Source organism: Halosimplex halophilum (assembly GCF_004698125.1).
Taxonomy (GTDB): domain Archaea; phylum Halobacteriota; class Halobacteria; order Halobacteriales; family Haloarculaceae; genus Halosimplex; species Halosimplex halophilum.
Genome location: NZ_SRHV01000005.1, coordinates 732,692 through 754,691, shown reverse-complemented (window position 1 = coordinate 754,691; position 22,000 = coordinate 732,692). Strand labels below are relative to the sequence as shown.

The window sequence follows — 22,000 nt, the reverse complement described above, 5'->3', positions numbered from 1 at the left end:
AGGGGTGGACCCCACACCCAGCCCGCGCGAGCGAATAGGCGTGGGAACGCGGCCGGGAGAAAAAAGCCTGTTGGCCGCGAAAACATCTCAATCCGAGAAGAGACTGGTGTGTACGGGCGCGAACGAGGGGTCGTCGTCCTCGGGCGGCTCGTCGGTGTCGGTGACGGCCGTCCCCTCGACGCCGTCCGCGAGGAAGTCCGAGAGCGGCGGCCCGACGCTCTCCGGCTCGACGAGGAAGGCGTCGTGGCCGTGGTCGGACTCGACGAGGTGGTGGGCGACGGCCACGTCCGCCGCGCGGAGCGCGTCGGCCAGCTCCTCCGCCTGGGTGGGCGTGAAGTGCCAGTCGGCGGTGAAGGACATCACCAGCGCCTCGCCGTCGAAGGCGGCCAGGGCGTCCTCGTCGGACTCGAAGCCCGCCGAGAGGTCGTAGTTGTCCATCGCCCGCGTCAGGTAGAGGTAGGAGTTGGCGTCGAACCGCTCGACGAACGACTCGGCGTTGTAGTCGAGATACGACTCCACGTCGCGGTAGGGGAAGAAGCCGGCTGCCGGGTCGGTCGGGAACGACCGGGCGGCGTCGCGGCCGGCGGCCCGGCGGCCGAACTTCTGCTCCATCGAGGCCTTCGAGAGGTACATGACGTGGCCGATCTGGCGGGCGAGCGCCAGCCCGTCGGTCGGCTCGGGGCCCTCGCCGTAGTAGTCGCCGCCCTGCCAGTCGTCGTCGGTTGTGATGGCGCGGCGGGCGATGGCGTCCATGGCGAGACACTGCACGTCCAGCCGGGCCGCAGCGGCGATGGGGGCGATGCGCTCGACGTGGTCGGGGTGCTGTTTGGCCCACTCGATGACGTTCATGCCGCCGACGCTCCCGCCGACGACCGCGTGGAGGTGCGGGATCCCGAGCTCGTCGAGCAACTGCCGCTGGGCGTCGGTCCAGTCGGTGACGGTGACGGCTGGGAAGTCGGTCCCGTAGGGTTCGCCCGTCTCGGGGTTGGTGCTCTCCGGGCCGGTCGTGCCGTAACACGATCCCGGGACGTTGGCGCAGAGGACGTAGTACTCGCGGGTGTCGATGGCCTTGCCGGGGCCGACGATGTCGTCCCACCAGGCGCGGGCCTGGCCGTCGGTCCCCTCGTCGGCGTGGCGGCCGGCGACGTGGGCGCTGCCGGTCAGCGCGTGACAGACCAGCACCGCGTTGTCGCCGGTGAACTCGCCGTAGGCCTCGTAGGCCACTTCGAGTTCGGGGATCGAGCGGCCGCACTCGAACTCGAACTCGCCCAGCGAGACGGTGTCCCGTTCGACCTCCATCTACGAGTCACCCGGATTCGTCGGTCCGTCGCCGGCGCCCGTCCCGCCGTCCCCGTCGGTGCCGCCGCTCGCGCCGGCGTTCGCGCGCTCGATGGCGCCGTCGATGTCCGCGAGGATGTCCGCGGCGTCCTCGATGCCGACCGACAGGCGCACCAGGTCCGGCGTGACGCCGCTGGCGCGCTGTTCCTCGGGCGTGAGCTGGGCGTGGGTGGTGCTGGCGGGGTGGATGACGAGCGTCTTCGCGTCGCCGATGTTGGCGAGGAACTGCGCGAGGTCGGTCTCCTCGCAGAAGCGCTTGCCGGCCTCGAACCCCCCGGTCAGTCCGAACGCGACCATGCCGCCGTAGCCGCCTGCCAGGTACTCGCCCGCGTTGTCGTGGGTCTCGTGGGAGTCGAGCCCGGGGTAGGTGACCCACTCGACGCCGTCGTGGTCGGCGAGGAACTCGGCGACGCGCTGGGCGTTCTCGCAGTGGCGCTCCATCCGGAGTTCGAGCGTCTCGGTCCCCTGGAGGGTCGCCCAGGCGTCGAAGGGCTTCTGGCCGTCGCCCAGCGAGCGGACGGCGCGCTGGCGGGCGGCCACGGCGAAGGCCTCGTCGCCGAAGCGGTCGGCGAAGGTGACGCCGTCGAAGGCGTCGTTGGGCGCGCCCAGCTCGGGGAACTTCTCGGGGTACTCCGCCCAGGGGAAGGAGCCGCCGTCGACGATGACGCCCCCGACCGTCGTCCCGGAGCCGTGGATCCACTTGGTGGTCGACTCCCAGACGATGTCGGCGCCGTGGTCGAGCGGGTTACACAGCGCCGGCGTCCCGAAGGTGTTGTCGACGAAGACGGGCACGCCCCGCTCGTGGGCGACCGCGGCGATCTCTTCCATGGGGGGCGTCACCAGCGAGGGGTTGCCGATGGTCTCGTAGTGGACGTAGGCGGTGCGGTCGTCGATGGCCTCGGCGTAGGCGTCCGGATCGAGCGTGTCGACGAAGCGCGTCTCGATCCCGCGGCGGCTGCCCATGTTGGAGAGATAGGAGTGGGTGCCGCCGTAGATGGAGGAGGCGGTGACGACGTTGTCGCCCGAGCGAGCGAGGATCGAGGTCGCGGCGTCGAGGGCGGCCATCCCCGAGCCGGTGGCGACGGCGGCGGTCCCGTTCTCCAGCGCGGCGAGCCGGCGTTCGAGCGTCGAGACGGTCGGGTTGTCGAACCGCGAGTAGACGTTCCCCCCGTCGTCCAGCGCGTAGCGGTCGGCCGCCGTGTCCGCGTCCTCGAACACGTACGACGTGGTCTGGTAGATCGGCGGCGCCCGCGCCCCTGTCGCGGGATCGACCGCCTGGCCGGCGTGGACGCAGCGAGTCCCGAAGGCGTACGGATCGGTCATGTGTGTCGTGCATATATCTCCAAACATCTATAACCACGAGTTACGGCAAATATCTCAGTGAGAGAGGTTCCCACGCGGAGGTGGGCGGACGCGGAGCCAGCGAGCGAGGAGCGGTCGGGTAGGCGGGAGGTGAGAGAGAGGACCCAGTCGCGGCTCACGCCCGCTCGGTGTCGAGGACGGCCAGCGAGCGGTCGACGGTCACGTCGAGGCGGTCGTCGCCCGCCTCGACGGGGACGGTCACGCGGAGCGGGTCGCGCTCCGCCACGGCGATGTCGTCGGGGTCGCAGGCGTCGACGGTCCACAGCGGGTCGGTCAGCAGGTCGGGGGCGTTGGCCGCGACGAACGGCAACACGTCGCGGTGGTAGGTCAGGACCTCGGGCAGGTCGGTGCAGAAGAAGTTCTTGCAGTACGAGCAGTGGTGGACGACCGCCGGGCCCGGCATCGCCTGTTCGAGTTCGCTGGACTTCTCGTCGTCGGGCACCACGTCGTGGTACATCTCGCTCGCGCAGGTGGGACACACGTCGCCGGCGACGGTCATGAGGTCCCGCCGCGCGTAGACGTTCGCCGCCCACAGCACCGCGTCGGGGTCGTTCGACCGGATCGCGCCCGGCGGGAGGTGGTACTTGAACGCGAGCGCCCCGCAGTCGGGACAGCGCACGACGAGCATGCTGTTGCGGTAGGTCGCCTCCAGCCGCCCGTCACACTCGGCGCACCCGGCGTCGGCGGGGAACGGCTCGACGGTCGTCCGGTCGGTGAAGCTGTCGGCCTTGATCGCCTGGTAGAGGATGACCCCGGGGTACAGCAGGCCGTAGCCCTCGTCCTTTTCCTTGACGAACACCCCCAGCAGCTCCTGGAGGTGGTAGTTGAACCGGCCGCTGTCGGACACGTCACAGCGCCGGCGAAGCTCCTCGAACGGCAGCGGGCGGGGCTGGCTGCCCTCCTTGGCGTCGCCGAGTTCCAGCAGGATGGAGACGCGCAGTTCGTTGCCCAGCAGGGAGAACGCCTCGGCGGGCGGGACCGACCGTCGCTCGGAGACCTGGAAGGCGTCGGTCATCGCCACACACATCGCGCGGCCGACCACTTAGCCCTGTCTCTCGGGCGAGCGCGAGCCGCGGCGGCCCATCGGGGGTCGTCCGCCCGAAAGCACTTGTGTCGCCGACAGGTCCCCGTCGATATGGGCCGCTTCGGTGACTTCGCCGCCATCTGGTTCGGGGCGCTCGTCGTCCTGAACTTCGCCGTCTTCCCCGCCCTCGGCGCGCCGTTCGGTATCTACGTCGAGACCGTCGTGTCCGCCCTCGCCGGGTTCGCCCTCGCAGCCGTGCTGGTCTTCCACCGGGGCGTGTCGCTGCCGACGGTCGTCGGCTCGGCGTGACGGCGGCGACCGGCCGGCGAGTCGTCGGGCGTCCGTCACCCGCCGCCGCGTCCGTCCGGCTTATGGCGCTGGCCGTCCCTCGGGGAACCGATGGCACCGTGGTACGCCTGGGCGCCGTGGGGCGGCGAGTTCCAGGTCGCCCGGCTGCTCCTCCAGCGGGGGATCGCCGCGACGTACCTGGTCGCCTTCCTCGTCGCCGCGCGGCAGTTCCGCCCCCTCGCCGGCGAGGACGGCCTGCTCCCGCTCGGCCAGTACGTCGAGCGCTACGAGTTCCGCGAGAAGCCCTCCCTGTTCTACTACCTCGACAGCGACCGCGCGCTCGCCGTCGGCGCCTGGCTCGGCGTCGCGCTGGCCGCCGCGGCGCTTCTCGGCCTCCCCGGCCGGTTCGGCCTCGGCGCCTACCTCGCCGTCTGGACCGCGATGTGGGCGCTGTACCTCTCCTTTGTCAACGCGGGCGGGACCTTCTACGGCTTCGGCTGGGAGTCGATGCTCTGCGAGGCGGGCTTCCTCGCCATCTTCCTCGGCGCGCCCGACCTCGTCGCGCCGGCCGTCGTGGTCTACCTCTTCCGGTGGGTCGAGTTCCGCAACATGCTCGGCGCCGGCCTCATCAAGATCCGCGGCGACGACTGCTGGCGCGATCTCACCTGCATGGACTACCACTACGAGACCCAGCCGATGCCCAACCCCCTCTCGTGGGTCGCCCACCGCCTGCCCGACCGCTTCCACCGCGTCGAGGTGCTCTGCAACCACGTCGTCGAACTCCTCGTCCCCGTCCTCTACTTCGGCCCGCCCCGCGTCGCCGCCGCCGCGGGCCTGGCCACCGTCGGCTTTCACCTCTGGCTGATGCTGACCGGCAACTTCGCCTTCCTCTCGTTTCTCAGCATCGTCCTCGCCGGGAGCCTCTTCGCGGACGCCGTCGTCGCCGGCGCGCTCCCCGCGGGCCTGTCCCTCCCGGTTCCCGACCCCGGCGCGCTCGCACCGCTCCCGCTGTGGTTCCAGGTCGCCGTCGCGGCGCTGGTCGTCCTCGTCGCCGCGCTGAGTTACTACCCGGTCCGGAACATGGTCTCCTCGTCGCAGGCGATGAACCGCGCGTTCGACCCCCTCAATCTCGTCAACACCTACGGCGCGTTCGGGTCGATCACCCGCACCCGCTACGAGATCGTCGTCCAGGGGACCGACGACGCCGTCGTGACCGACGACACCGAGTGGGAGACCTACGAGTTCCCCGGCAAGCCCACCGACCCCGGGCGGTTGCCCCCGCAGTGGGCGCCCTATCACCTCCGGCTGGACTGGCAGCTGTGGTTCGCCGCGATGGCCCCCTCGCCGGCCCGCCACCCGTGGTTCGTCCACTTCCTCGCGAAGCTACTCGCCGGCGACGACGGCGCCCGCTCGCTGCTGCGGACGGATCCCTTCCCCGACGAACCCCCGGAGCACGTCCGCGCGCTCCGGTATCGTTACGAGTTCACCGACCTCGGCGAACTGCGCGAGACCGGCCGGTGGTGGCGCCGCGAGCGCGTCGGCACCTACTACGGCCCCGTCTCGCTCGACGACTCGCGGTTCCGGCTCCAGTTGCAGCGCCGCGGCTGGGACGTGCCCGAACCCGAGCGGGAGCGCGACGACAGACCCACCGCGGCGAGCGAGACCGCACGGGTCGCCGACGCCGAGTGACAGACCGCACGCCGCCGGGGTCCGCGGCCGTCGCGGAACGTATCCCGCACGTAGGCGGCGTATTACCCGGTCGCGAGCGGTATCAGGTCGAACATAACGAAGGGGCCGTCGGTTGCACAACCGGTATGCTCGTCTCCGAGTCGCAGCTGCTCAGGGCGTGGCGGACCGTCGCCTTCGTCGGTCACTTCTCGGGCGTGGAGTCGCTGTCCTCGCGTGGCACGAACAAGATCGTCGCCTACCACTCGGTGGGCGGCGGCTTCCACGACGACATCGCCCCCGACCGCCTCCGCCGCGACATCGAGTACCTCGACACGCACTACGAGCTCGTCGACCTCCCCGCGGTGAGGGAGCCGAGCGACGAGAAACGGATCGCCCTCATCTTCGAGGACGGCTACCGCGACTTCGCCGAGCACGTCGTGCCCGTCCTCCGCGAGTACGAGGTGCCCGCGACCGTCTTCGTGATCGCCGACGCCATCGACGACCCGTCGTTCACCCACAACGACCGCTTCGACTACGAGTACATGGACCGCGGGGACCTCCTCGCGCTCCTCGACGAGGACCTGGTCACCATCGGCAACCACACGCGGACCCACCCGAAGCTCGCCGAGGTCCCGCCCGACCGCCTCGAACGGGAGATCGTCGGCGCCAAGCGCCGCCTCGAACGGGCGCTCGGTGTCGACATCGACCGATTCAGCTACCCGTACAACAGCTGCGACGAACACGCGGCCGAACTCGTCCGCGAGTCCCACGACATCGGGGTCGCCGGCCGCGGCCGCCGCGAGTACCTCTCGGCGGACACCGACCCGGAGGCGGTCCCGCAGGTCAACGGCGCCAACCCGTTCTGGGAGGTGCGCTGGGACCTCTCCGACGCCGGCACGTTCGTCGGCTCCGTCGCCGACCGCCTCGTCGGCCGGGCGGTCTGAGCGAGCGCGCGGCGAAGCGACTCACCGAACGGAGCGGCGAAGTGGAAAACGCCACCGCCAGGACTCGAACCTGGGACAACCTCGTGTCTGCGGCACGCAGGTACCCTGCGCACCCTAACAGCGAGGTGCTCTACCAACTGAGCTACGGCGGCACGCATCCCACCATAGCCGGAGTTATTGTATAGGGATTTCGCTTTGCCCTCGCCACGACACGGAGTCACGTACGGCGATTCGACCGACGGGCTCCCCCTCGCGACACACCGGACCGGTTTTCACCGCCCCCGAACAACGCGGAGCCATGAGCGACGAGTTCGACGCCGTCGTCGAACGGGTTCGCGAGCGGGTGACGCCCGACGACGACGAGCGCGAGCGCCTCGATAGGGTCGTCGCGGACCTGCGCGAGCGCGCCCGCGAGGCCGTCGCGGACCTGCCGGTCGACGCCGAGGTGATCCAGGTGGGGTCGACGGCCCGGGACACGTGGCTGGCCGGCGACCGCGACGTGGATCTGTTCGTCTCGTTCCCGACGGGCGTCGACCGCGCGGACCTCGAATCGTACGGCCTCGAAGTCGGCCACGCGGTCCTCCCGGACGGCCACGAGGAGTTCGCCGAACACCCCTACGTCAAGGGGACCTACGAGGGGTTCGACGTGGACCTGGTCCCCTGCTACGCGGTCGCCGAGGCCACCGCGACCCGGTCGGCGGTCGACCGCACCCCCTTCCACACCGAGTACCTCGCCGACCGGATCGACGCCGACCTGGCGGGCGAGGTGCGGGTCGCCAAGCAGTTCCTCACGGGGATCGGCGTCTACGGGAGCGACCTCCGGACGCGGGGCTTTTCGGGCTATCTGACCGAGCTCCTGGTCCACGAGTACGACGGCTTCCGGCCGTTCGTCGCGGCCGCGGCCGACTGGCACCCGCCCGTCGAGTTCGACCCCGAGAACCACGCACAGGAATCCTTCGACGACCCGCTGGTCGTGATCGACCCGACCGACCCCGAGCGCAACGTCGCAGCAGTCTGCTCGGCGGAGGCGGTCGCGCGACTCCAGCACTACGCCCGCGAGTTGCTCGCCGACCCGCGGGAGGACCTGTTCGTCCCCGACGACCCCGATCCGCTCGACCCGGAGGCGGTCGTCGACGCCGTCGAGCGCCGCGGGACCGCGCCGGTCGCTATCCGGTTCGACGCTCCGGACATCGTCGACGACCAGCTGTACCCCCAGCTCGACCGGTCGCTGGAGGGTCTCGTCGGCGAGCTCGACCGCCGGGGGTTCGACGTGCTGCGGGCGGCCGCGTGGGCCGACGAGACGGTCGTCTTCCTCGCCGAACTCGCGGTCGCCGAGCGGCCGGCCGTCGAGCGCCACGAGGGGCCGCCGGTCCACGTCCGCGACCACGCCGGGGGGTTCTACGACGCCTACGCCGACGAGCCCGCCGCGCCGGACGACGGGACGGCTGGCACCTACGGTCCGTTCCTCGACGGCGACCGCTACGTCGTCGAGCGGCCCCGCGAGTTCGAGACCGCCGTCGGGCTGCTGGAGAGCGACGCCGTCTTCGACGTGGCGCTGGGCGCGCAGGTCGAGACGGCTATGCGGGAGAACTATGCGGTGCTATCGGGCGAGGCGGTGGGCGCGCTCGCCGACGAGTTCGGCGTCGAGCTGGCGCGGTACTTCGACCCGCGGCCCTGACGGGCGCGCGACTGCGGCCGGTCCCCGGGGTCGCGCTGCAACTGTTCCCCCGGATTCGCGGCTGCGGCCGCTCCCTGTCCGGGCCGGAATAAAAGCACTCGACACGGCCGACCCCGACGGGCGGGGTCACTCGGTGTCGATAGCGTAGAGCCGCTGGCGGGCGTCCGCCGGGTAGATCCGCTCCTCGACGAGGCCCGTCTCCGTCAGGTCCGACAGCGCGCTGCGGACGCTGCGCTGGGAGAGCCGGGTCTCCTCGGCGAGCGTCTTCTGGGTCAGTGGGCCTTCGTACTCGAGGACCGTGTACACGAACTTCGCGCTCGGTGTCAGATCGTCGAGTTTCGATTCCCAGTCACGATACGTTTGTTCCGTACAACAGCACACGGGGAAAGGTCACCAACAGCACGGTTCCGCACACACCCATGTATAGGTTTCCGCGGCGCGTTGATGTGTAGGCCGGTACCCATCAGATCACGGACTGATACTCGCGCGTCGCTCGTCCCTCGCTGGACTGATAGACCGGCGGGTGCCACAGTAGTCGGATGCCGGTCCGCCGAAGAGTTCGCTCCGCGCGGGGCGGTCACTCGTCGACGAGGTCGAACCCCTGGGCGCGCACGTCGTCGATGACCTGGCGAGCGGCGTCCTGGACGTCCTCGTCGGGTTCGGCCGGGGTGTAGCCGTCGAACACCTCGTGGACGGTGCGGATGCTCTCTGTCAGCGTGTCGAGCCCGTACCCGCCTTCGAGGACGAACCCGAGGCCGGCGCCGATGCGGTCGGCGAACGCGTCGACGCGCTCGGCGAGCAGGCCGTAGCCCTCCGTGGAGACGCGCATCCGCGAGATGGGGTCGTGCTCGTGGGCGTCGAAGCCCGCGGAGACGAGCACCAGGTCGGGGTCGAACGCCTCGAACGCCGGGAGGATCAGGTCGTCGACGGCGGCGAGGTAGCCGCTGGTGGTCGTCCCCGGCGGGAACGGGACGTTCATCGTCGTCCCCCGGGCGTCGCCGGTCCCGGTCTCGCTCGCGTCGCCGGTGCCGGGGTAGATGCCGTCCTCGTGGACGGAGACGAAGAACACGTCCCCGCGGTCGTCGAAGATGTCCTGGGTGCCGTTGCCGTGGTGGACGTCCCAGTCGAGGATAGCGACGCGGTCGGCGCCCAGCGAGTCGAGGGCGTGCTGGGCGGCGACGGCGACGTTGTTGAAGAAACAGAAGCCCATCGCGTCGTCGTAGACGGCGTGGTGGCCCGGCGGCCGCCCGAGTGCGAAGGGGGTGTCGCGCCCGTCGGCGCCGTCGAGCGCCTCGTCGGCGACCCAGTTGGCCATGCCGGCGGCGGCCAGGGCGGCGTCCCAGGTGGCCTCGACGGCGACGGTGTCGGCGTCCCAGTCGCCGCCGCCGTCGGCGCAGAAGTCCTCGACCGAGTCGACGTAGTCGGCGTCGTGGACGGCCGCGACCTGCTCGACGGTCGCGTCCTCCGGGGAGACGTACCTGACGCCGTGGCTCTCCGAGAGGCCCTGCCGGATGGCGCGCAGGCGGTCGGGGCTCTCGGGGTGGCGCTTGCCGGTGTCGTGGTCGAGACAGGCCTCCCGGTAGCCGAAGTTCATGCGGTCACTCGTAGTACTCGCTCAGTCGAAAGTAGGCCTCGACGTCCTCGGCCTTGACGGTCCGCCGGTCGGCGTGGCGCGCCAGGTCCGCGGCCGCCGCGGCCACCTCGTCCGCGAACCCCTCCAGCTCGGCCGCCAGCGCGAGGCGGGCGTCCATCGAGACCCGGTAGTCGTCGATGTCGAGGCGGGCGATGCGGTCGACCGGGGCGATCGGCAGTTCCAGATCGTCCTTGTCCCCGGCGGGCTCGGTCCCGAAGTCCGACGCCATCAGCGTCTTCCGCCCGTCCGCGGTCGCGACGTCGGCCGCCTCGACCGCCCGCTCGGCCCCCCGCCGCTGGATGCGACGAGCGAGTTCCTCGGCGGCCTCGGCGCTGACCCGCAAACTCCCGGCGTTGCGCCGGATGATCGTGTCGACCGGCGCGAACGGTAGCTCGACGCTCATAGAACACAAGCCGGTCGTTCCGGCCTTAAGCGTTTCCGAAACCCGCTCTCGGCCATCGATAGCGGTTCGAGGCCCGCGCCACGCACCCACGGCTCCGACAGCGACGCCGTGAACGGCCGCGAGCGGCGCTGGCCCGCTAGAACACGTCGTCGGCGTCCAGCCGGTCGTCGACCATCGCGCCCCGGGCGGTCACTTCCTGCCCGAGCGTCAGCGCCGCGTCCGTCTCGACCTGCATCGTCTCCTGGCCGTCGTCCAGGATCACCGGATCGCCCGTCTGGACGACCGTCCCCGTGAACTCGACTTCCTCGGCCGCGGCCGCCGCGGCGCCGCCGTCGGCACCTCCGCCCGCGGATCCCGCATCGCTCGACGCGCTGGCGCTGCTCGCGTCCGTCTCGCCGCCGTCGTCGCCATCGTCGTCGCCGGTGAACGCACCGAGGCCGGCGGACTCGGAGCCGCCCGACCCGCCGTCGTCGCCGCTCACACCGCCGGGCGAGGGCGCGGCCGAGCCCGCCTCGGTGTTCTCGTCGAGGACGACCACCGTCGACTGCCAGCCCGCCGACGCCTCCAGGTCGTCCTGCCAGCCGTCCTGGATCTCCGCGTCGGCGACGAACACCTCGTCGCCGGGCGCGATCTCCTTGTCCGCCTTCTCGCCCCACAGCGCCACCCGGATGTCGCCCGTGTCGTCCTGCACGCGGATGTTCCGGACCTGCCCCTCCGAGCCGTCGTCGCGGTCGAACGTGCGCTTGGGGTCGGCCGACCGCACCACGCCCGCCAGGTCGACCACCTGGTCCATCTCGACGGCGTCGATGGCGTCTGCCTCCGGCGTGAACTCGACGGTCTCGTCGATCTCGTCGACCGCGCCGCGGTCACCGACGTGCAGCTCCAGGTCGCCCTCCCGCTCGCGGACGTAGCCGTCGACCACCTCGACCGCGGTGCCGGGCTCCAGCTCCTCGGCGCGGTCGGCCCGGTCGTCCCACATCGTCACGCGCACGCGCCCGGTCTCGTCGCCCAGCAGGAAGTTCGCCACCTTCCCCTCCGTCCCGTCGTCGCGGTCGAACGTGCGGACCGACTCCGTCTCCAGGACGATCCCCCGGACGTTCACGTCGGACTGGCCCATCGTCAGCGCGTCGACGGTCGACCCCTCCCCCAGGTCGACATCGATCTCGGCGTCCTCGTCCGGTTCGGCCTTGTCGACGGAGACTTCGAGGCCGTTGTAGCCGTCCTTCGGCCGGCCGGCGATCCGGAGGACCTGTCCCTCCTCCAGCTGGCCCTCGGCGACGGAGGCGGCCTGCTCGTCCCAGAAGGCGAGCCGGACAGTGCCGGTCTCGTCGGCGGCCTCGACGTTGACGACGCGGCCCTCCTCGTCCTCGCCGTCGCGTTCGAACGTGCGTAACTCGCCGATGGAGACCACCTTCGCGAGGAACTTCACCTCGTCCATGCCCGGTTCGATGTCCGCGACGGTGTCGACCTCCCCTTCGTTGAGCTCGTGGGCGATCAGCATCGCCGCCGTCTCCTCGTCGGCGAGCCCGCCCATCTGCTCGACCTTCTGTTCGACGGCCTCGCGGAACTCCTCCTCGGAGACGTCCGTATCGAGATCCGCGTAGACCTCCTCGATCGCTCCCATTAGTCTAGCATTGGGCATGGTTGCACTCCGCTTAAGCGTTGTCGTTGCCTCGCTACCCCGCTCTCGTCGCTCGATTTCGGGGCCGGCCGGCCCGCCGACCGCACCGGCGCGCTGACCCGCCGCCTCGCCGCTGTCGCGGTCATACCCCGAGGTGGTCCGGGCTTCCGGTATAAGTTCGAGGGTCGGCCGATGCGGTCAGCCGCCGTGAGGGGACGGCGGTCCAGTGTGGTGCGGTCGGCGCGCGCTGGAGCGCGCTCTCGTGCGCGCGACGGTAGCCGCGCGAGGTCTTCGTGAACTGTGTGAACGAAGGCTCGTCGGAGCGTGCTCCGACGGTGGATTCGCGACTCGCGTGTCGCGAATCGGCTGGGGAGGCTCGTGGCCCGTTGCGGTGCTGTGCGGGGCGGTTGTGGCGCCGTGCGTCCCTGGCGTCCACGCGAACGTGTGAGCGCGGGCTCGGGAGAGCTTGCTCTCCCGGCGGACTGAACGGGCGAGGCGCGCTCGCGCCGCCAGTCGCCTGAGCGACCCCTACCCGAAGCGGCCGCACGGCTGCGAGGGTATGTCGCTCAGCGACCGCGAGCGCGGCGAGGGCTTTCAGCGCCTGCTGTCGGCTGCGGTACTGATTCCAGCTAGCGAGCACGGGGAGGAGCCTGCACCACGTGCCGACGGGTACAGCCACCTCCGACGGACCCTATCGCGTCGTCGAGGTGACGCGCGTGTCCTCGCCGTCGTGGGCGTGGACCACGACGACCTCCCGGGGGAGCGCGCCGTCGAACGCGACCGTCGCCTCGTAGTCGATCTCGGTGATGCACTGGGCGCACATCGTGTCCGTGCCGGCGTCGGACTCCGAGCCGACGACGACGGTCGCCGTGCCGCCGTCGAGACGCACGTCCGACAGGACGGCCGTGTAACACGCGTCCGACCCCCAGGTCGTCCCGGTCACCGTGACCGTCCCGTCGCTCCCGTCGAAGTCGACCGAGGCCTCGTCGGTCTGAGTTCCACAGCCGCTGTCGGTGACGTCGAGCGACGAGTCGGTCACGCCGCCGGGCGTCGCCGACGGCTCGCCGTCGGGCGTCTCGCTCGCCGTCTCGGCCGGCGAGTCGCTCGGCGTGGCGCTCGGGTCGTCGGTGCCGCCGGGGTCCGGTTCGGTCACGATGTCGTCGCTCCGGTCGGTCGGGGTCGCCGCCGGCCGGTCGGTGTCCGTGGAACCGCCGGCGGGCGTGTCGGTCGGAGTATCGACTGGTTCGTCGGTATCGGTCGGCTGATCGCCCGATCCGTCGGACAGACAGCCGGTCAGGGCGAGCGTGCCCGCGGCGCCGAGGCCGCGGAGGAGGGCGCGTCGCTTCACGACCGGAGAGAGGCGCGTCGAAATAAAGGGCCTTGTCGACGGTCAAGCGACCCTTTGACACTGCCCGGACGGATCGTAACCCCTTTACAATCAACCGCGGTACGTAGGAGTGAGTCCGGATAGGGTAGTGGACTATCCTCTTGGCTTGCGGAGCCAGGGACCGGCGTTCAAATCGCCGTCCGGACGTTTCCTCTCCGACGCAACTCCCGGAGCGCCGCGTCCATCCGTCGAGTCGCGGCGTCAGGCGAACTTCCCGACGAGGAAGCCGCCGACGCCGCCGAGCGCGGCGTTGATCGCCAGCGCCAGGAGTTCGCCGGCGACGATGATCCCGACGAGGACGGCGCCGCCGGCGAGCTGGCCGATCGCGTCGGCGCCGGCGAGGAACCCGCCGGCGACGAAGACGAGCAGCGGGGCGGTCAGCGCCCACCCGACCAGGCCGGCGGCGGCGCCGACGCGCACGCCGGCGTCGTCGTCGCCGAGGAGGTACGCCGCGGCGCTGCCGCCCGCGATGGCCGACCCCGGAACGAACGAGACCAGGGCCGTCACGGCGGCGCCGTAGACGGCACAGGCCCGGAAGGTCGCGGTCGTGCCGCCCTCGCGGTCGACCCGGCGGCGGGTGCGCCGGCGCGCGACGACGAACGCCGCGGCGGCGCCGACCAGCACCAGTCCGGTCACGACGAGCCCGGCCGCGAGCCAGTCGACGAACGGCACCCCGGCGGTGACGGCCTCCGCGGGCGTCAGTCCGTTCACCTCCACCTCCTCGCTGGTGACGAAGTCGGTGAGCAGCGCCCGGTCGACGCGGGCGTACAGTCCGACCCCGACCGCCGACAGCACGAGCCCGATAGCGCCGGCGACGAGGCCGAGCAGCCAGTCGGCCACCGCCGGCACGGGGTCGCGCCCCTCGGTCGGTCCGTCGGCGTTCGGTCGATCCACATCGCGCACGGTGTCTACGTCCGTCATACCTACCGATAGAGGCCCGAAGGGGGTATACCCCACAGCCGCGCTTCACGGTCGGCAGTGGGGCGAATCGTTTAAGTGGTTCGAGCGGACGCGCCGGGGAACCAGTGCGGTCGCGTGAGCCGATCACCCCCAGAGATTAGTCGCGAGCGGCCGACTTCGGGGTATGGAGCGAGTCAGTTTCGACGACGCCGAGACGTACGAGCCCGAGGAGGGGTGGCGCCGCGTCGCGCTGGCGGGCGACGACGACGTGAGCCTGGAGTGGTTCGAGAAGCCGCCCGGTCACTCCTCGCCGACCCACGACCACGAGAACGGGCAGGTGTGTCTCGTCCTCGACGGCGAACTCACCGTCCACACCGACGAGGCCAGCGAACGCCTCGAACGGTACGACTCCGTGTGGCTCGACCCCTGGGAGTCCCACCGCGTGGCGAACGAGGGCGAGGAGACCGCCGTCGGCCTCGACATCTTCGTCCCCGGGCGCTCGTTCGACTTCTGGACCGACCGCGAGGAGTGAGCGCGGACGCGAGCGCCGCTCCGGAGTACCCCGCATGCCCCGACAGCACGCTCCCGGCACTGTCGCGGAGCGTTTAACCCCCCTCCCTCCGAGGGTCCGCCCGATGACACTCCGACACACTGCGCTGCGCGTCGAGGACGTGGAGGCGAGCGTCGACTTCTACGCGGACCTGCTGGGCTACGAGGTGCTGCGAGAGTTCGAGACCGACGACGGCACGCGCAACGTCTTCGTGGGCGACCCCGCCGACGCGGACACCGACGACCCCGCGGCCATCCAGTTCGTGGAGGCCGGCGGGCCCGTCGAGACGGGCGACTTCGAGCACGTCGCGCTGACCGTCGACGACGTGGACGCCGCGGTCGAATCCCTGGACGACGAGCGAGTCGACGACGGGCCGATCACGATGGAGGAGTTCGACTCCCGGGTCGCGTTCGTCACCGGCCCGGAGGGCTGGGGGATCGAACTGGTCGAGGACCTGTAGCCGGCGCGGCCCCGCCCCTTTTCGGGCCCGCCCGCGAACTCGCGGTATGGACGAGTCGATACGAGCGCGAGCCGGGCGGGCCTTCTGGGAACGCCACGCCAATCCCTGGAGCGGGTGGTCGCGGACGCTGACGCTGCCGGCGCTGCTGTACGCGGTGTACCACCGCCGGTGGCGGCTGCTCGCCGCGACGGTCGCGTTCACCCTGTTCAACCCGGTCCTCTTCCCGAAACCCGACGACGCCGACGCGTGGATGACGAAGGTGGTCCTCGCCGAGCGGCGCTGGCGGGCGACCGGCGACGACCTCGGTGCGCTCCACTTCCTCAACGTCGGAAACGCCGCCGCGACGCTGTACGCCGTCTACGCCGCCGCCCGCCAGGACACCGGCGGCGCCACGGTCGCGGGCGCGCTCGCGATGACGCTGAAACTCGCGTTCGTCGACGCGCTGGTCCGGCGCTACGAGGGCGACCTGGACGCGCTGCCTGCCGAGCGCGGCGGCTCGACCGACGGCGAGGGCGACGGCGACCGCGACTGACCGCCGCGCCGTCGCCCGACGGACCCCACGCTTATTGCGGTCTGCTACCAAATCGCTCACGTGTCGACCACAGTGCCATCGGAACGACTCGCAGAGTTCCTCTGGGAACGACACGCCAACCCCTGGAGCGGGTGGACGCGCGTGTTCGCGTTCCCGGTGCTGGTGTACGCCGTCCTGACGCGGCGCAGACGGCTGCTGGTCGCGGCGGTCGCGGCCATCGCGGTCAACCCGGTCGTGCTCCCCCAGCCCGACGACGCGCAGGCCTGGACCAGCGACGTGATCCAGGCCGAGCGCTACTGGGTCGACCACGGCAAACACGGCGCCGTCCTCCGGTCGCTCGACGCCGCGACGCTCCCCGTGACCGTCGGCGCGCTGTACGCCGCCTACCGCCGCAAACCGCGGTCGACCGCCGTCCTGACCGCCCTCTCGATGGCGCTGAAGTTCGCGTTCGTCAACGCCCTCGTCCGCCACTACGAGGCCGAAACCGAGGACGAGGACGACGCCGCGACGACCGCGACGGGGGGCGTCGACGCCGACGCCCCCGACGAGGCCGGCCCGTAGGTGTTTTCGCCCCGGCGGCCCGACCCGTGCCCATGGACGCGCAGCTGCGGGCGGGCGTCGCCGTCTACAACGCCGGCCACTACCACGCCGCCCACGACGCCTGGGAAGAGCAGTGGCTCGCCCTCGACGAGGGCGACGACGAGCGCTTTCTCCACGGGCTCATCCAGTTCACCGCCGCCGTCCACCACGCCCGCGAGCGCAACTGGTCGGGCGCCGTCGGCCTCGCCGAGAGCGGCGGCGAGTACCTCGCCGACCTCCCCGCCGACTACCGCGGCGTGAACGTCGGCCGCGTCCGCGAGTACCTCGCCGCCCTCGCCCGCGACCCCGAGCGCATCGAGCGGGCGCCCGCCCCCGCGCTCACCCGCGCGGGCGAGGCGCTCGCGCTCGCCGACCTGGACTTCGAGTCGGCCGCGGTGGCCGCCGAAGTGCTCGCCGAGGACCTGGGATACGACGAAGACACCGTCGAGCGAGCCGTCGAGTACGCTCGCGCGGACCTCGAAGCGGGCGAGGAGGGCAGCCGGTTCGTCACCTTCCTGCTGGATTTCGTCCGCGACCCCGACAGCCGGGGGATCGTCGCCCAGCGGCTCTCCGAGCACGTCGACCGCCGGGAGCGCCGCGAGTCCGACGTGGACGGGCTGTTCGACGAGCGGTGACCCGCCGACCCCTCCCCGTTCGACGCCGCCCGCGACCGATCGCAGTCAACTGTTTTCCGCGCGGACGCCCTACCTCGACCCATGTCCGACGACGACCACGCGGCCGACGAATCGCCCGCCGAGGGGTCCGAAGACGAACCGGACGACGCCGAGGAGGCGTTCGAGAGCGAGCGGACAGCGACGCGAGCCGAGGCGGCCGCGGTCCTCCGCGGCCTCGCGGACGGGGTCGACGCCGGCGCGGTGGCGCTCGGCGAGGGCGAGGACGCGCTCGCCGTGGCGGTCCCCGACAGCTTCGAGTTCGAGGTCGAGTACGAGCGCGAGGACGACGAGGTCGAGATCGAGGTCGAACTGGAGTGGGCGCCCGGCGACGAGCCCGCGACACCCGAGGCCGTCGCGGCAAGTGACGACGCGGACGAGTCGGAGCCCGAACCGAAGGACGGAGCGGACGCCGACCGACCGGCAGTGGAGACGGCGACGGTCGCCGCGGCCGGCGCCGATACCGACGAGGAGAGCGAGAGCGAGACTGGGGATGGAGACGATGCTGGCGCCGGTGACGGGGACGAGGTGGACGAGCCCGTCTCCGGCAGCGAGGAAGTCGAATCGCCCGTCGCGGCCGCGGCGCCGGTCGTGAGCCAGGCGCGGTTCGAGCTGTTCCGCGACCGGGCCGACGAGTGGCGCTGGCGGCTCGTCCACCGGAACGGCAACGTCATCGCGTCCAGCGGCGAGGGCTACACCCGCAAGCACAACGCCGAGAAGGGCATGCGCAGCGTGATGGCCAACGCGTCCGGCGCCGAGGTCGTCGAGGACTGAGCGGCGTCTCCGCCGTCGCCGGTCCACCGCGGGGACGCGGCGCCGCCGGTGGCTTTGAGACGGTGGCGCCCTAACCGTCACGCATGGAATCCAACGTCGGCGGACGCGACCGCATCGCCCGCGGAATCGTCGCGGTACTACTGACCGTCGTCGCGGTGAAGGCGCTGGCCAGCGGCAGGCGCTCGCGGGCCGTCCTGCTGGGTGTCGCTGCCCTCGGTCTGGGAATCAACGCCGTGACCTGCTTTTGCGGGCTGAATCGCGCGCTCGGGATCGACACGACGACGGAGTGACCGAAAACAAGCGTTATCAGTCTGTTCGCACTCGTACCGGTGTGCCCACTTGCCGGAACTGCGACGCCGTCGTGACGAAATCGTACGTTCGCGTGTTCGCGCCGAACGGGATGGACCAGCCCCGCGTCTGCCCGAACTGCGAGGACAAGACCCGCGACAAGGGCGACGTGCGAACCAAACGGAACTGAACGGCCGGTCCCGCGGTCGCCGACCGCGGACCCGCGTCGGGAATCCTTCGGTCCGAGTAGTCGTCGGTCCCCTGTCCTCGGAAGTCCGGCCCGCCGGAATCGACTGAGACGCGACGCCGCGCCGTCAGGACCGCCGCGTGGCCGCGACTGCCGCGAGCGCGAGCGCGGTGACGGCCAGCCCGAGACCGAAGCCGGCCCCGGACCCGCTGGCCGTCGTGTCTACCAGGTCGCTTTTCTCCTGTACGTCCGGGTCGTTCGGCGCGTAGTCCTCCGAATCGATCACGCCGTCGCCGTCGCTGTCCTGAACGTCGTCGCCGTCACCGGCCGCCGGAGCGTCGGTCGCCTCGCTCGACGAGTCGCCCGGTTCCGACGCCGACTCCGTCGCGGTCGCCGAGAGCGTCTGGACCGGGGTCGGCGTCGCAGTTGCCGTGGGCGTGGGCGTCGCCGTGGCCGTCGGGGCCGGCGTAGCGGTCGGGGTCGGCGTGGGCGTAGCGGTCGGCGTTGGCGTCGGGGTCGGCGTGGCCGTCGAGCCGTCAGATGCGGGATACCACTGGTGTTCGTTGTTCTGACTGATCGTGAAACTCCAGTTGTACTCGCCGTAGAACCGGCCCTCCTCGGACATCCGGAGACAGACCGGCCCGTCCGATTCCGCGTAGAACTTGAACGACGCGTTCTCCGACGAGTCGGAGACGGTGAGGAAGTCCAGTCTGTCGTTGTACTCCTCGACGTTCCGCTGTTCGGTCACCGAGGTACCCAGCGGGAGAGCGAACGTGAGCCGCCGTTCCTCGTCCCCGATGTCCCCGTGGTGGATAGTCACGGCGAAGTAATCGCCGCTGTCCGCCCGAAGCGGCAACGCGTCGGTGTCGTCGGGGGAGTTGATCGCGCCGCCGACACCCGTCGCGTTCGCGTCGTACCGGTCCTCCAACTCCTCGATGTTGTACGGCGTGTAGTCGCAGGTGTCCGGAATCTCGTCCTCGTCCGCCTGCACCGCGCCCGGCGCACAGGCGACTAACAGTACCAACACGACGATAAGCCCGAGTCGCTTCATCCGCTTCGACCATTCAAATCAGGGATCTAAAACGTTCCGAAAGAGTCACTTCTCTCTCGTGCTCGCGGCGAAGCCGTGCGTTCGTCCGGTTCGAAGGGACAGAAGTGAGCAGATGTCGTCGAGTTCCGGGCGTCGCTACGCGTCGCGCTCGTAGTCGGCGACGTGGTCGTCGCCGTCCCACTCGGCGGAGTTGTCCTGGGGGTCGTAGCCCAGCGCCTCCCTCGCGCGCTCCAGCGAGTAGTACTTCCGGTCGTTGTCGGAGATGCCGTAGACGATCTCGAAGTCGTAGTCGGCCTCCAGGGCGCAGCGGTGGATGCGGGCGCAGTCGGGGTAGGAGAGCCACATCGCCTGGCCGCGCTCGTAGTCGATCGGCGGGTGGCCCCGTGTCAGGTTGCCGATGCGGATGTTGCACACCGAGATGCCGTGCTCGTCGTGGTAGTAGCGGCCCAGCACCTCGCCGGCGGCCTTGGAGACGCCGTAGTGGTTGCCGGGGCGGGGGAACTCGGTGCCGTCGAGGCGGAACTCGTCGCCGCTGCGGTACATGTCGGGGGTGCGCTCGTCGGTCTCGTAGGCGCCGACGGCGTGGTTCGAGGAGGCGAAGACGAACTTTGCGACGCCCTCGGCGACGGCGGCCTCGTACATCTTCTCGGTGCCGTCGATGTTGTTCGAGAGGACCGAGTCCCACGGCGCGCTCGGCCGCGGGTCGCCGGCGAGGTGGATGACGGCCCCCACGCCGTCCATGGCCTCGGCGACCGTCTCCTCGTCGGTCACGTCGCCGACGAGGTACTCGTGGTCGGGCTCCTCGTCCGGCGGGCTGTGGAGGAGCAGCTTCCACTCGTACTCGTCGGCGAGCCCCTCCAGCACGGCCTGCCCGACGCGCCCGCCTGCACCTGTGAGTAAGACCGGCTCGTCCATTCAGGTGTACCCTTGCGACCGGTCAGTAAGTAAGGTACGGTTCCGTCTCTTTGCCGCTCGGGTCTGCCCTGTCACCTGCGGCGACCTGCGGGGAACCCGACGACAGAACAGGGGTGAAAACGGGTTCGCGAACCCTTGTACGACTCACCGTTCCGCTGTCAATCGCCACCGAGAACAGCGGCTACACCGGGTGCCTAGGCGAGGCAGCCGCGAACAGCCTGTCCGTCGCGCCGGCGTGCTACGCCTCGGGCGGGAACTGCGATGCGCTCGATAGAGTCCGCGCCGTCCGCTGTCCTCATCAGCGATCCCGCTCAGTGAGCCACGTCTCCAGTTCCTTCCGTTCCCTGTCCGAGAGTCCGATATCTCCCTCGACAGTGACCTCGGTCGCTGTCTCGAGTGCGGTCTCTTCGGCGTCGACGTGGAGCAGTCCGCGCTCGTCGAGATGGAAGGATAGCTCTACGTCCGGTTTGCCGCTCGGCGCCGAAGGGAGACCCGCCACTCGGAACGAGCCGATCAGCTCGTTTTCGGTGACGGCATCGCGGTTGCCCTGGTACACGTCGAAACGCATGGCCGAGGCGTCGTCGGAACTGGTCGTGCCCACCACTGTCTCCGAAGTCGGGAACGTCACGTCCTGTTCGAGAACCGGCTGGAACGCCCCGTCGCCGGATCTAATGCCGATTGCGGTCCCGTGGGACGGGAGCGCCACGACATCGTCACACCGGCCGCCGTAGACGCCGGCTTGAACTGCAATCCCGCGCGCGACGGCCGTCTCGGGGTCGATCCCGTCAGTCGGTTCACTGCCCGCGAACTCGGTGACAGTCGACCGAACCTGTGGGAGCCGTGCCGTCTGTCCGGTGAGCACGACTTCGTCGATCTCCTGCGGCGTGACACCGGCATCACTACACACCTGCCGCAGCTGGTCAGTGAGCCGACCCGTGAGGGACGTGGTCACGTGTTCGAACTTCGACCGCGTGAGTGTCAACTGGCGGTTCCGCCCGTCGGTCGGAACCGTCACCTCCGTCTGTTCGTGCACAGCCAGGTCACGTTTGGCGCGCTCCGCCTGTTCCCGGAGCCGAGACCGCGCCGAATCGGGGACTGTCTCGACACCGGTTCGGTCGATGGCCCAGTCCACGACCGCTTCGTCCCAGTCGTCCCCGCCGAAATGTAGCTCGCCGGTCGTGGCGAGGACTTCGTACGCACCGCCGTTGATATCGACGAGCGACGTACTGACCGTCCGGGCACCGACATCCATCGCCAGAACGGTTCCGTTCGCTTCGGTCCCGTGTCCGTACGCCATCACGGCCGCTGTCGTCTCGTCGAGAGGATGCATCCGGGAGAACCCCACGACTTCCGCGACGTCGGCCAGCAACTTCCGGCGTCGGACGCTCAGCCGCGTCGGTACGGCCATGACGAGGTGGGGCATCTCGGTACCGAGTCGCTCTTCGGCGGTCGTCTTGACCCGTCGCAAGACCGTAGCTACCGGGCGTAGCGCCTCCGGCAGTTCGTCCGCCAGATCGGCTTCGACGAGCAGTCGCTTCGCCGAGCGAGCGCGTCGGTCCGACGGAACGGGCTCGGTGTCGGGCTGTCCCGGTTCCGGTTGCCCGTCGCCGGACCGCGCGACGATAGAACTCACGCCCCCGTTCCGGCTACCGGCGGCCACGAGCTCCGGTCGACCGTCTCCGTACACCGCCATTCCGCACCGGCGCGTGCCGAAATCGAGACCGAGAAACTTCCGATCAGACACACT

Annotated in this window: 24 protein-coding genes and 2 tRNA genes; 13 read left to right on the top strand and 13 right to left on the bottom strand. The window is 70.6% G+C overall.

The window, feature by feature from the left end:
• Nucleotides 1–87 precede the first annotated feature (87 nt).
• The 3 genes from metX to E3328_RS19975 all read right to left on the bottom strand — a co-directional run bounded on the left by metX (nucleotide 88) and on the right by E3328_RS19975 (nucleotide 3,715).
• Nucleotides 88–1,299 (bottom strand): homoserine O-acetyltransferase MetX, encoded by a 1,212-nt coding sequence (metX, locus tag E3328_RS19985; protein WP_135366387.1) that lies wholly within the window; start codon nucleotides 1,297–1,299, stop codon nucleotides 88–90.
• Nucleotides 1,300–2,661 (bottom strand): O-acetylhomoserine aminocarboxypropyltransferase/cysteine synthase family protein, encoded by a 1,362-nt coding sequence (locus E3328_RS19980; protein ID WP_246023064.1) that lies wholly within the window; start codon nucleotides 2,659–2,661, stop codon nucleotides 1,300–1,302. It abuts the gene before it with no gap.
• 154 nt (nucleotides 2,662–2,815) lie between these two features.
• Nucleotides 2,816–3,715 (bottom strand): DUF7351 domain-containing protein, encoded by a 900-nt coding sequence (locus tag E3328_RS19975; protein WP_135366386.1) that lies wholly within the window; start codon nucleotides 3,713–3,715, stop codon nucleotides 2,816–2,818.
• A gap of 120 nt (nucleotides 3,716–3,835) precedes the next feature.
• Between E3328_RS19975 and E3328_RS19970 the strand changes: the two genes are divergently transcribed.
• The 3 genes from E3328_RS19970 (at nucleotide 3,836) to E3328_RS19960 (ending at nucleotide 6,624) form a co-directional block, all read left to right on the top strand.
• Nucleotides 3,836–4,033 carry a hypothetical protein gene (locus E3328_RS19970; RefSeq protein ID WP_135366385.1) on the top strand — a complete coding sequence of 66 codons (198 nt, stop codon included), beginning with the start codon at nucleotides 3,836–3,838 and terminating at the stop codon, nucleotides 4,031–4,033.
• 90 nt (nucleotides 4,034–4,123) lie between these two features.
• Nucleotides 4,124–5,701: a lipase maturation factor family protein gene (locus E3328_RS19965; protein ID WP_135366384.1), complete on the top strand. Its 1,578-nt coding sequence runs from the start codon at nucleotides 4,124–4,126 to the stop codon at nucleotides 5,699–5,701.
• A 125-nt stretch (nucleotides 5,702–5,826) separates the two neighbouring features.
• A complete protein-coding gene (locus E3328_RS19960; RefSeq protein WP_135366383.1) occupies nucleotides 5,827–6,624 on the top strand; it encodes a polysaccharide deacetylase family protein in 798 nt (265 codons plus the stop codon).
• A 49-nt stretch (nucleotides 6,625–6,673) separates the two neighbouring features.
• Here E3328_RS19960 and E3328_RS19955 read toward each other — a convergent pair.
• Nucleotides 6,674–6,776, bottom strand: a tRNA-Asn gene (locus E3328_RS19955).
• A gap of 146 nt (nucleotides 6,777–6,922) precedes the next feature.
• Here E3328_RS19955 and cca point away from each other — a divergent pair.
• Nucleotides 6,923–8,302 carry a CCA tRNA nucleotidyltransferase gene (gene cca, locus E3328_RS19950; protein WP_135366382.1) on the top strand — a complete coding sequence of 460 codons (1,380 nt, stop codon included), beginning with the start codon at nucleotides 6,923–6,925 and terminating at the stop codon, nucleotides 8,300–8,302.
• Between the two features lie 126 nt (nucleotides 8,303–8,428).
• Here cca and E3328_RS19945 read toward each other — a convergent pair whose 3' ends face one another.
• The 5 genes from E3328_RS19945 to E3328_RS19925 all read right to left on the bottom strand — a co-directional run bounded on the left by E3328_RS19945 (nucleotide 8,429) and on the right by E3328_RS19925 (nucleotide 13,307).
• Nucleotides 8,429–8,608, bottom strand: a complete 180-nt coding sequence (locus tag E3328_RS19945) for a MarR family transcriptional regulator (RefSeq protein ID WP_394345917.1) — start codon at nucleotides 8,606–8,608, stop codon at nucleotides 8,429–8,431.
• Between the two features lie 271 nt (nucleotides 8,609–8,879).
• Nucleotides 8,880–9,896 carry a histone deacetylase family protein gene (locus E3328_RS19940; RefSeq protein WP_135366380.1) on the bottom strand — a complete coding sequence of 339 codons (1,017 nt, stop codon included), beginning with the start codon at nucleotides 9,894–9,896 and terminating at the stop codon, nucleotides 8,880–8,882.
• A gap of 4 nt (nucleotides 9,897–9,900) precedes the next feature.
• Nucleotides 9,901–10,338, bottom strand: a complete 438-nt coding sequence (locus tag E3328_RS22775; protein WP_135366379.1) for a histone — start codon at nucleotides 10,336–10,338, stop codon at nucleotides 9,901–9,903.
• 136 nt (nucleotides 10,339–10,474) lie between these two features.
• Complete coding sequence (locus E3328_RS19930) at nucleotides 10,475–11,962, bottom strand: single-stranded DNA binding protein (protein WP_135366378.1); 1,488 nt, start codon at nucleotides 11,960–11,962, stop codon at nucleotides 10,475–10,477.
• Nucleotides 11,963–12,650: 688 nt separating this feature from the next.
• Nucleotides 12,651–13,307 (bottom strand): RodZ family helix-turn-helix domain-containing protein, encoded by a 657-nt coding sequence (locus E3328_RS19925; protein WP_135366377.1) that lies wholly within the window; start codon nucleotides 13,305–13,307, stop codon nucleotides 12,651–12,653.
• A 113-nt stretch (nucleotides 13,308–13,420) separates the two neighbouring features.
• Here E3328_RS19925 and E3328_RS19920 point away from each other — a divergent pair.
• Nucleotides 13,421–13,493, top strand: a tRNA-Arg gene (locus E3328_RS19920).
• Between the two features lie 54 nt (nucleotides 13,494–13,547).
• On the opposite strand, the gene E3328_RS19915 is transcribed toward E3328_RS19920, so the two are convergent.
• A complete protein-coding gene (locus E3328_RS19915; protein WP_135366376.1) occupies nucleotides 13,548–14,267 on the bottom strand; it encodes a hypothetical protein in 720 nt (239 codons plus the stop codon).
• Between the two features lie 163 nt (nucleotides 14,268–14,430).
• Here E3328_RS19915 and E3328_RS19910 point away from each other — a divergent pair, with 163 nt between their 5' ends.
• The 8 genes from E3328_RS19910 to E3328_RS22240 all read left to right on the top strand — a co-directional run bounded on the left by E3328_RS19910 (nucleotide 14,431) and on the right by E3328_RS22240 (nucleotide 18,290).
• On the top strand, nucleotides 14,431–14,778 hold the full coding sequence (locus tag E3328_RS19910; protein ID WP_135366375.1) for a cupin domain-containing protein: 348 nt from the start codon (nucleotides 14,431–14,433) through the stop codon (nucleotides 14,776–14,778).
• 103 nt (nucleotides 14,779–14,881) lie between these two features.
• Nucleotides 14,882–15,256: a VOC family protein gene (locus E3328_RS19905; RefSeq protein WP_167837493.1), complete on the top strand. Its 375-nt coding sequence runs from the start codon at nucleotides 14,882–14,884 to the stop codon at nucleotides 15,254–15,256.
• A gap of 46 nt (nucleotides 15,257–15,302) precedes the next feature.
• Complete coding sequence (locus tag E3328_RS19900; RefSeq protein ID WP_135366373.1) at nucleotides 15,303–15,788, top strand: DUF6653 family protein; 486 nt, start codon at nucleotides 15,303–15,305, stop codon at nucleotides 15,786–15,788.
• A 60-nt stretch (nucleotides 15,789–15,848) separates the two neighbouring features.
• Nucleotides 15,849–16,349, top strand: coding sequence for a DUF6653 family protein (locus tag E3328_RS19895; protein ID WP_209452244.1), 501 nt, complete (start codon nucleotides 15,849–15,851; stop codon nucleotides 16,347–16,349).
• Nucleotides 16,350–16,381: 32 nt separating this feature from the next.
• Entirely contained in the window at nucleotides 16,382–17,002 is a 621-nt protein-coding gene (locus E3328_RS19890) for a DUF309 domain-containing protein (RefSeq protein ID WP_135366372.1), read from the top strand.
• 81 nt (nucleotides 17,003–17,083) lie between these two features.
• On the top strand, nucleotides 17,084–17,812 hold the full coding sequence (locus E3328_RS19885) for an HVO_2922 family protein (protein WP_135366371.1): 729 nt from the start codon (nucleotides 17,084–17,086) through the stop codon (nucleotides 17,810–17,812).
• A gap of 83 nt (nucleotides 17,813–17,895) precedes the next feature.
• A complete protein-coding gene (locus E3328_RS19880; RefSeq protein ID WP_135366370.1) occupies nucleotides 17,896–18,102 on the top strand; it encodes a YgaP family membrane protein in 207 nt (68 codons plus the stop codon).
• A 41-nt stretch (nucleotides 18,103–18,143) separates the two neighbouring features.
• Nucleotides 18,144–18,290: a DUF7563 family protein gene (locus tag E3328_RS22240; RefSeq protein WP_167837492.1), complete on the top strand. Its 147-nt coding sequence runs from the start codon at nucleotides 18,144–18,146 to the stop codon at nucleotides 18,288–18,290.
• A gap of 124 nt (nucleotides 18,291–18,414) precedes the next feature.
• Here E3328_RS22240 and E3328_RS22395 read toward each other — a convergent pair whose 3' ends face one another.
• From E3328_RS22395 to E3328_RS19865, 3 genes are all read right to left on the bottom strand, one after another.
• On the bottom strand, nucleotides 18,415–19,338 hold the full coding sequence (locus E3328_RS22395) for a hypothetical protein (protein WP_209452243.1): 924 nt from the start codon (nucleotides 19,336–19,338) through the stop codon (nucleotides 18,415–18,417).
• A gap of 135 nt (nucleotides 19,339–19,473) precedes the next feature.
• Nucleotides 19,474–20,253 (bottom strand): NAD-dependent glucose-6-phosphate dehydrogenase Azf, encoded by a 780-nt coding sequence (azf, locus tag E3328_RS19870; RefSeq protein ID WP_135366369.1) that lies wholly within the window; start codon nucleotides 20,251–20,253, stop codon nucleotides 19,474–19,476.
• 298 nt (nucleotides 20,254–20,551) lie between these two features.
• Nucleotides 20,552–21,997: an Hsp70 family protein gene (locus E3328_RS19865; protein WP_167837491.1), complete on the bottom strand. Its 1,446-nt coding sequence runs from the start codon at nucleotides 21,995–21,997 to the stop codon at nucleotides 20,552–20,554.
• Nucleotides 21,998–22,000 lie beyond the last annotated feature (3 nt).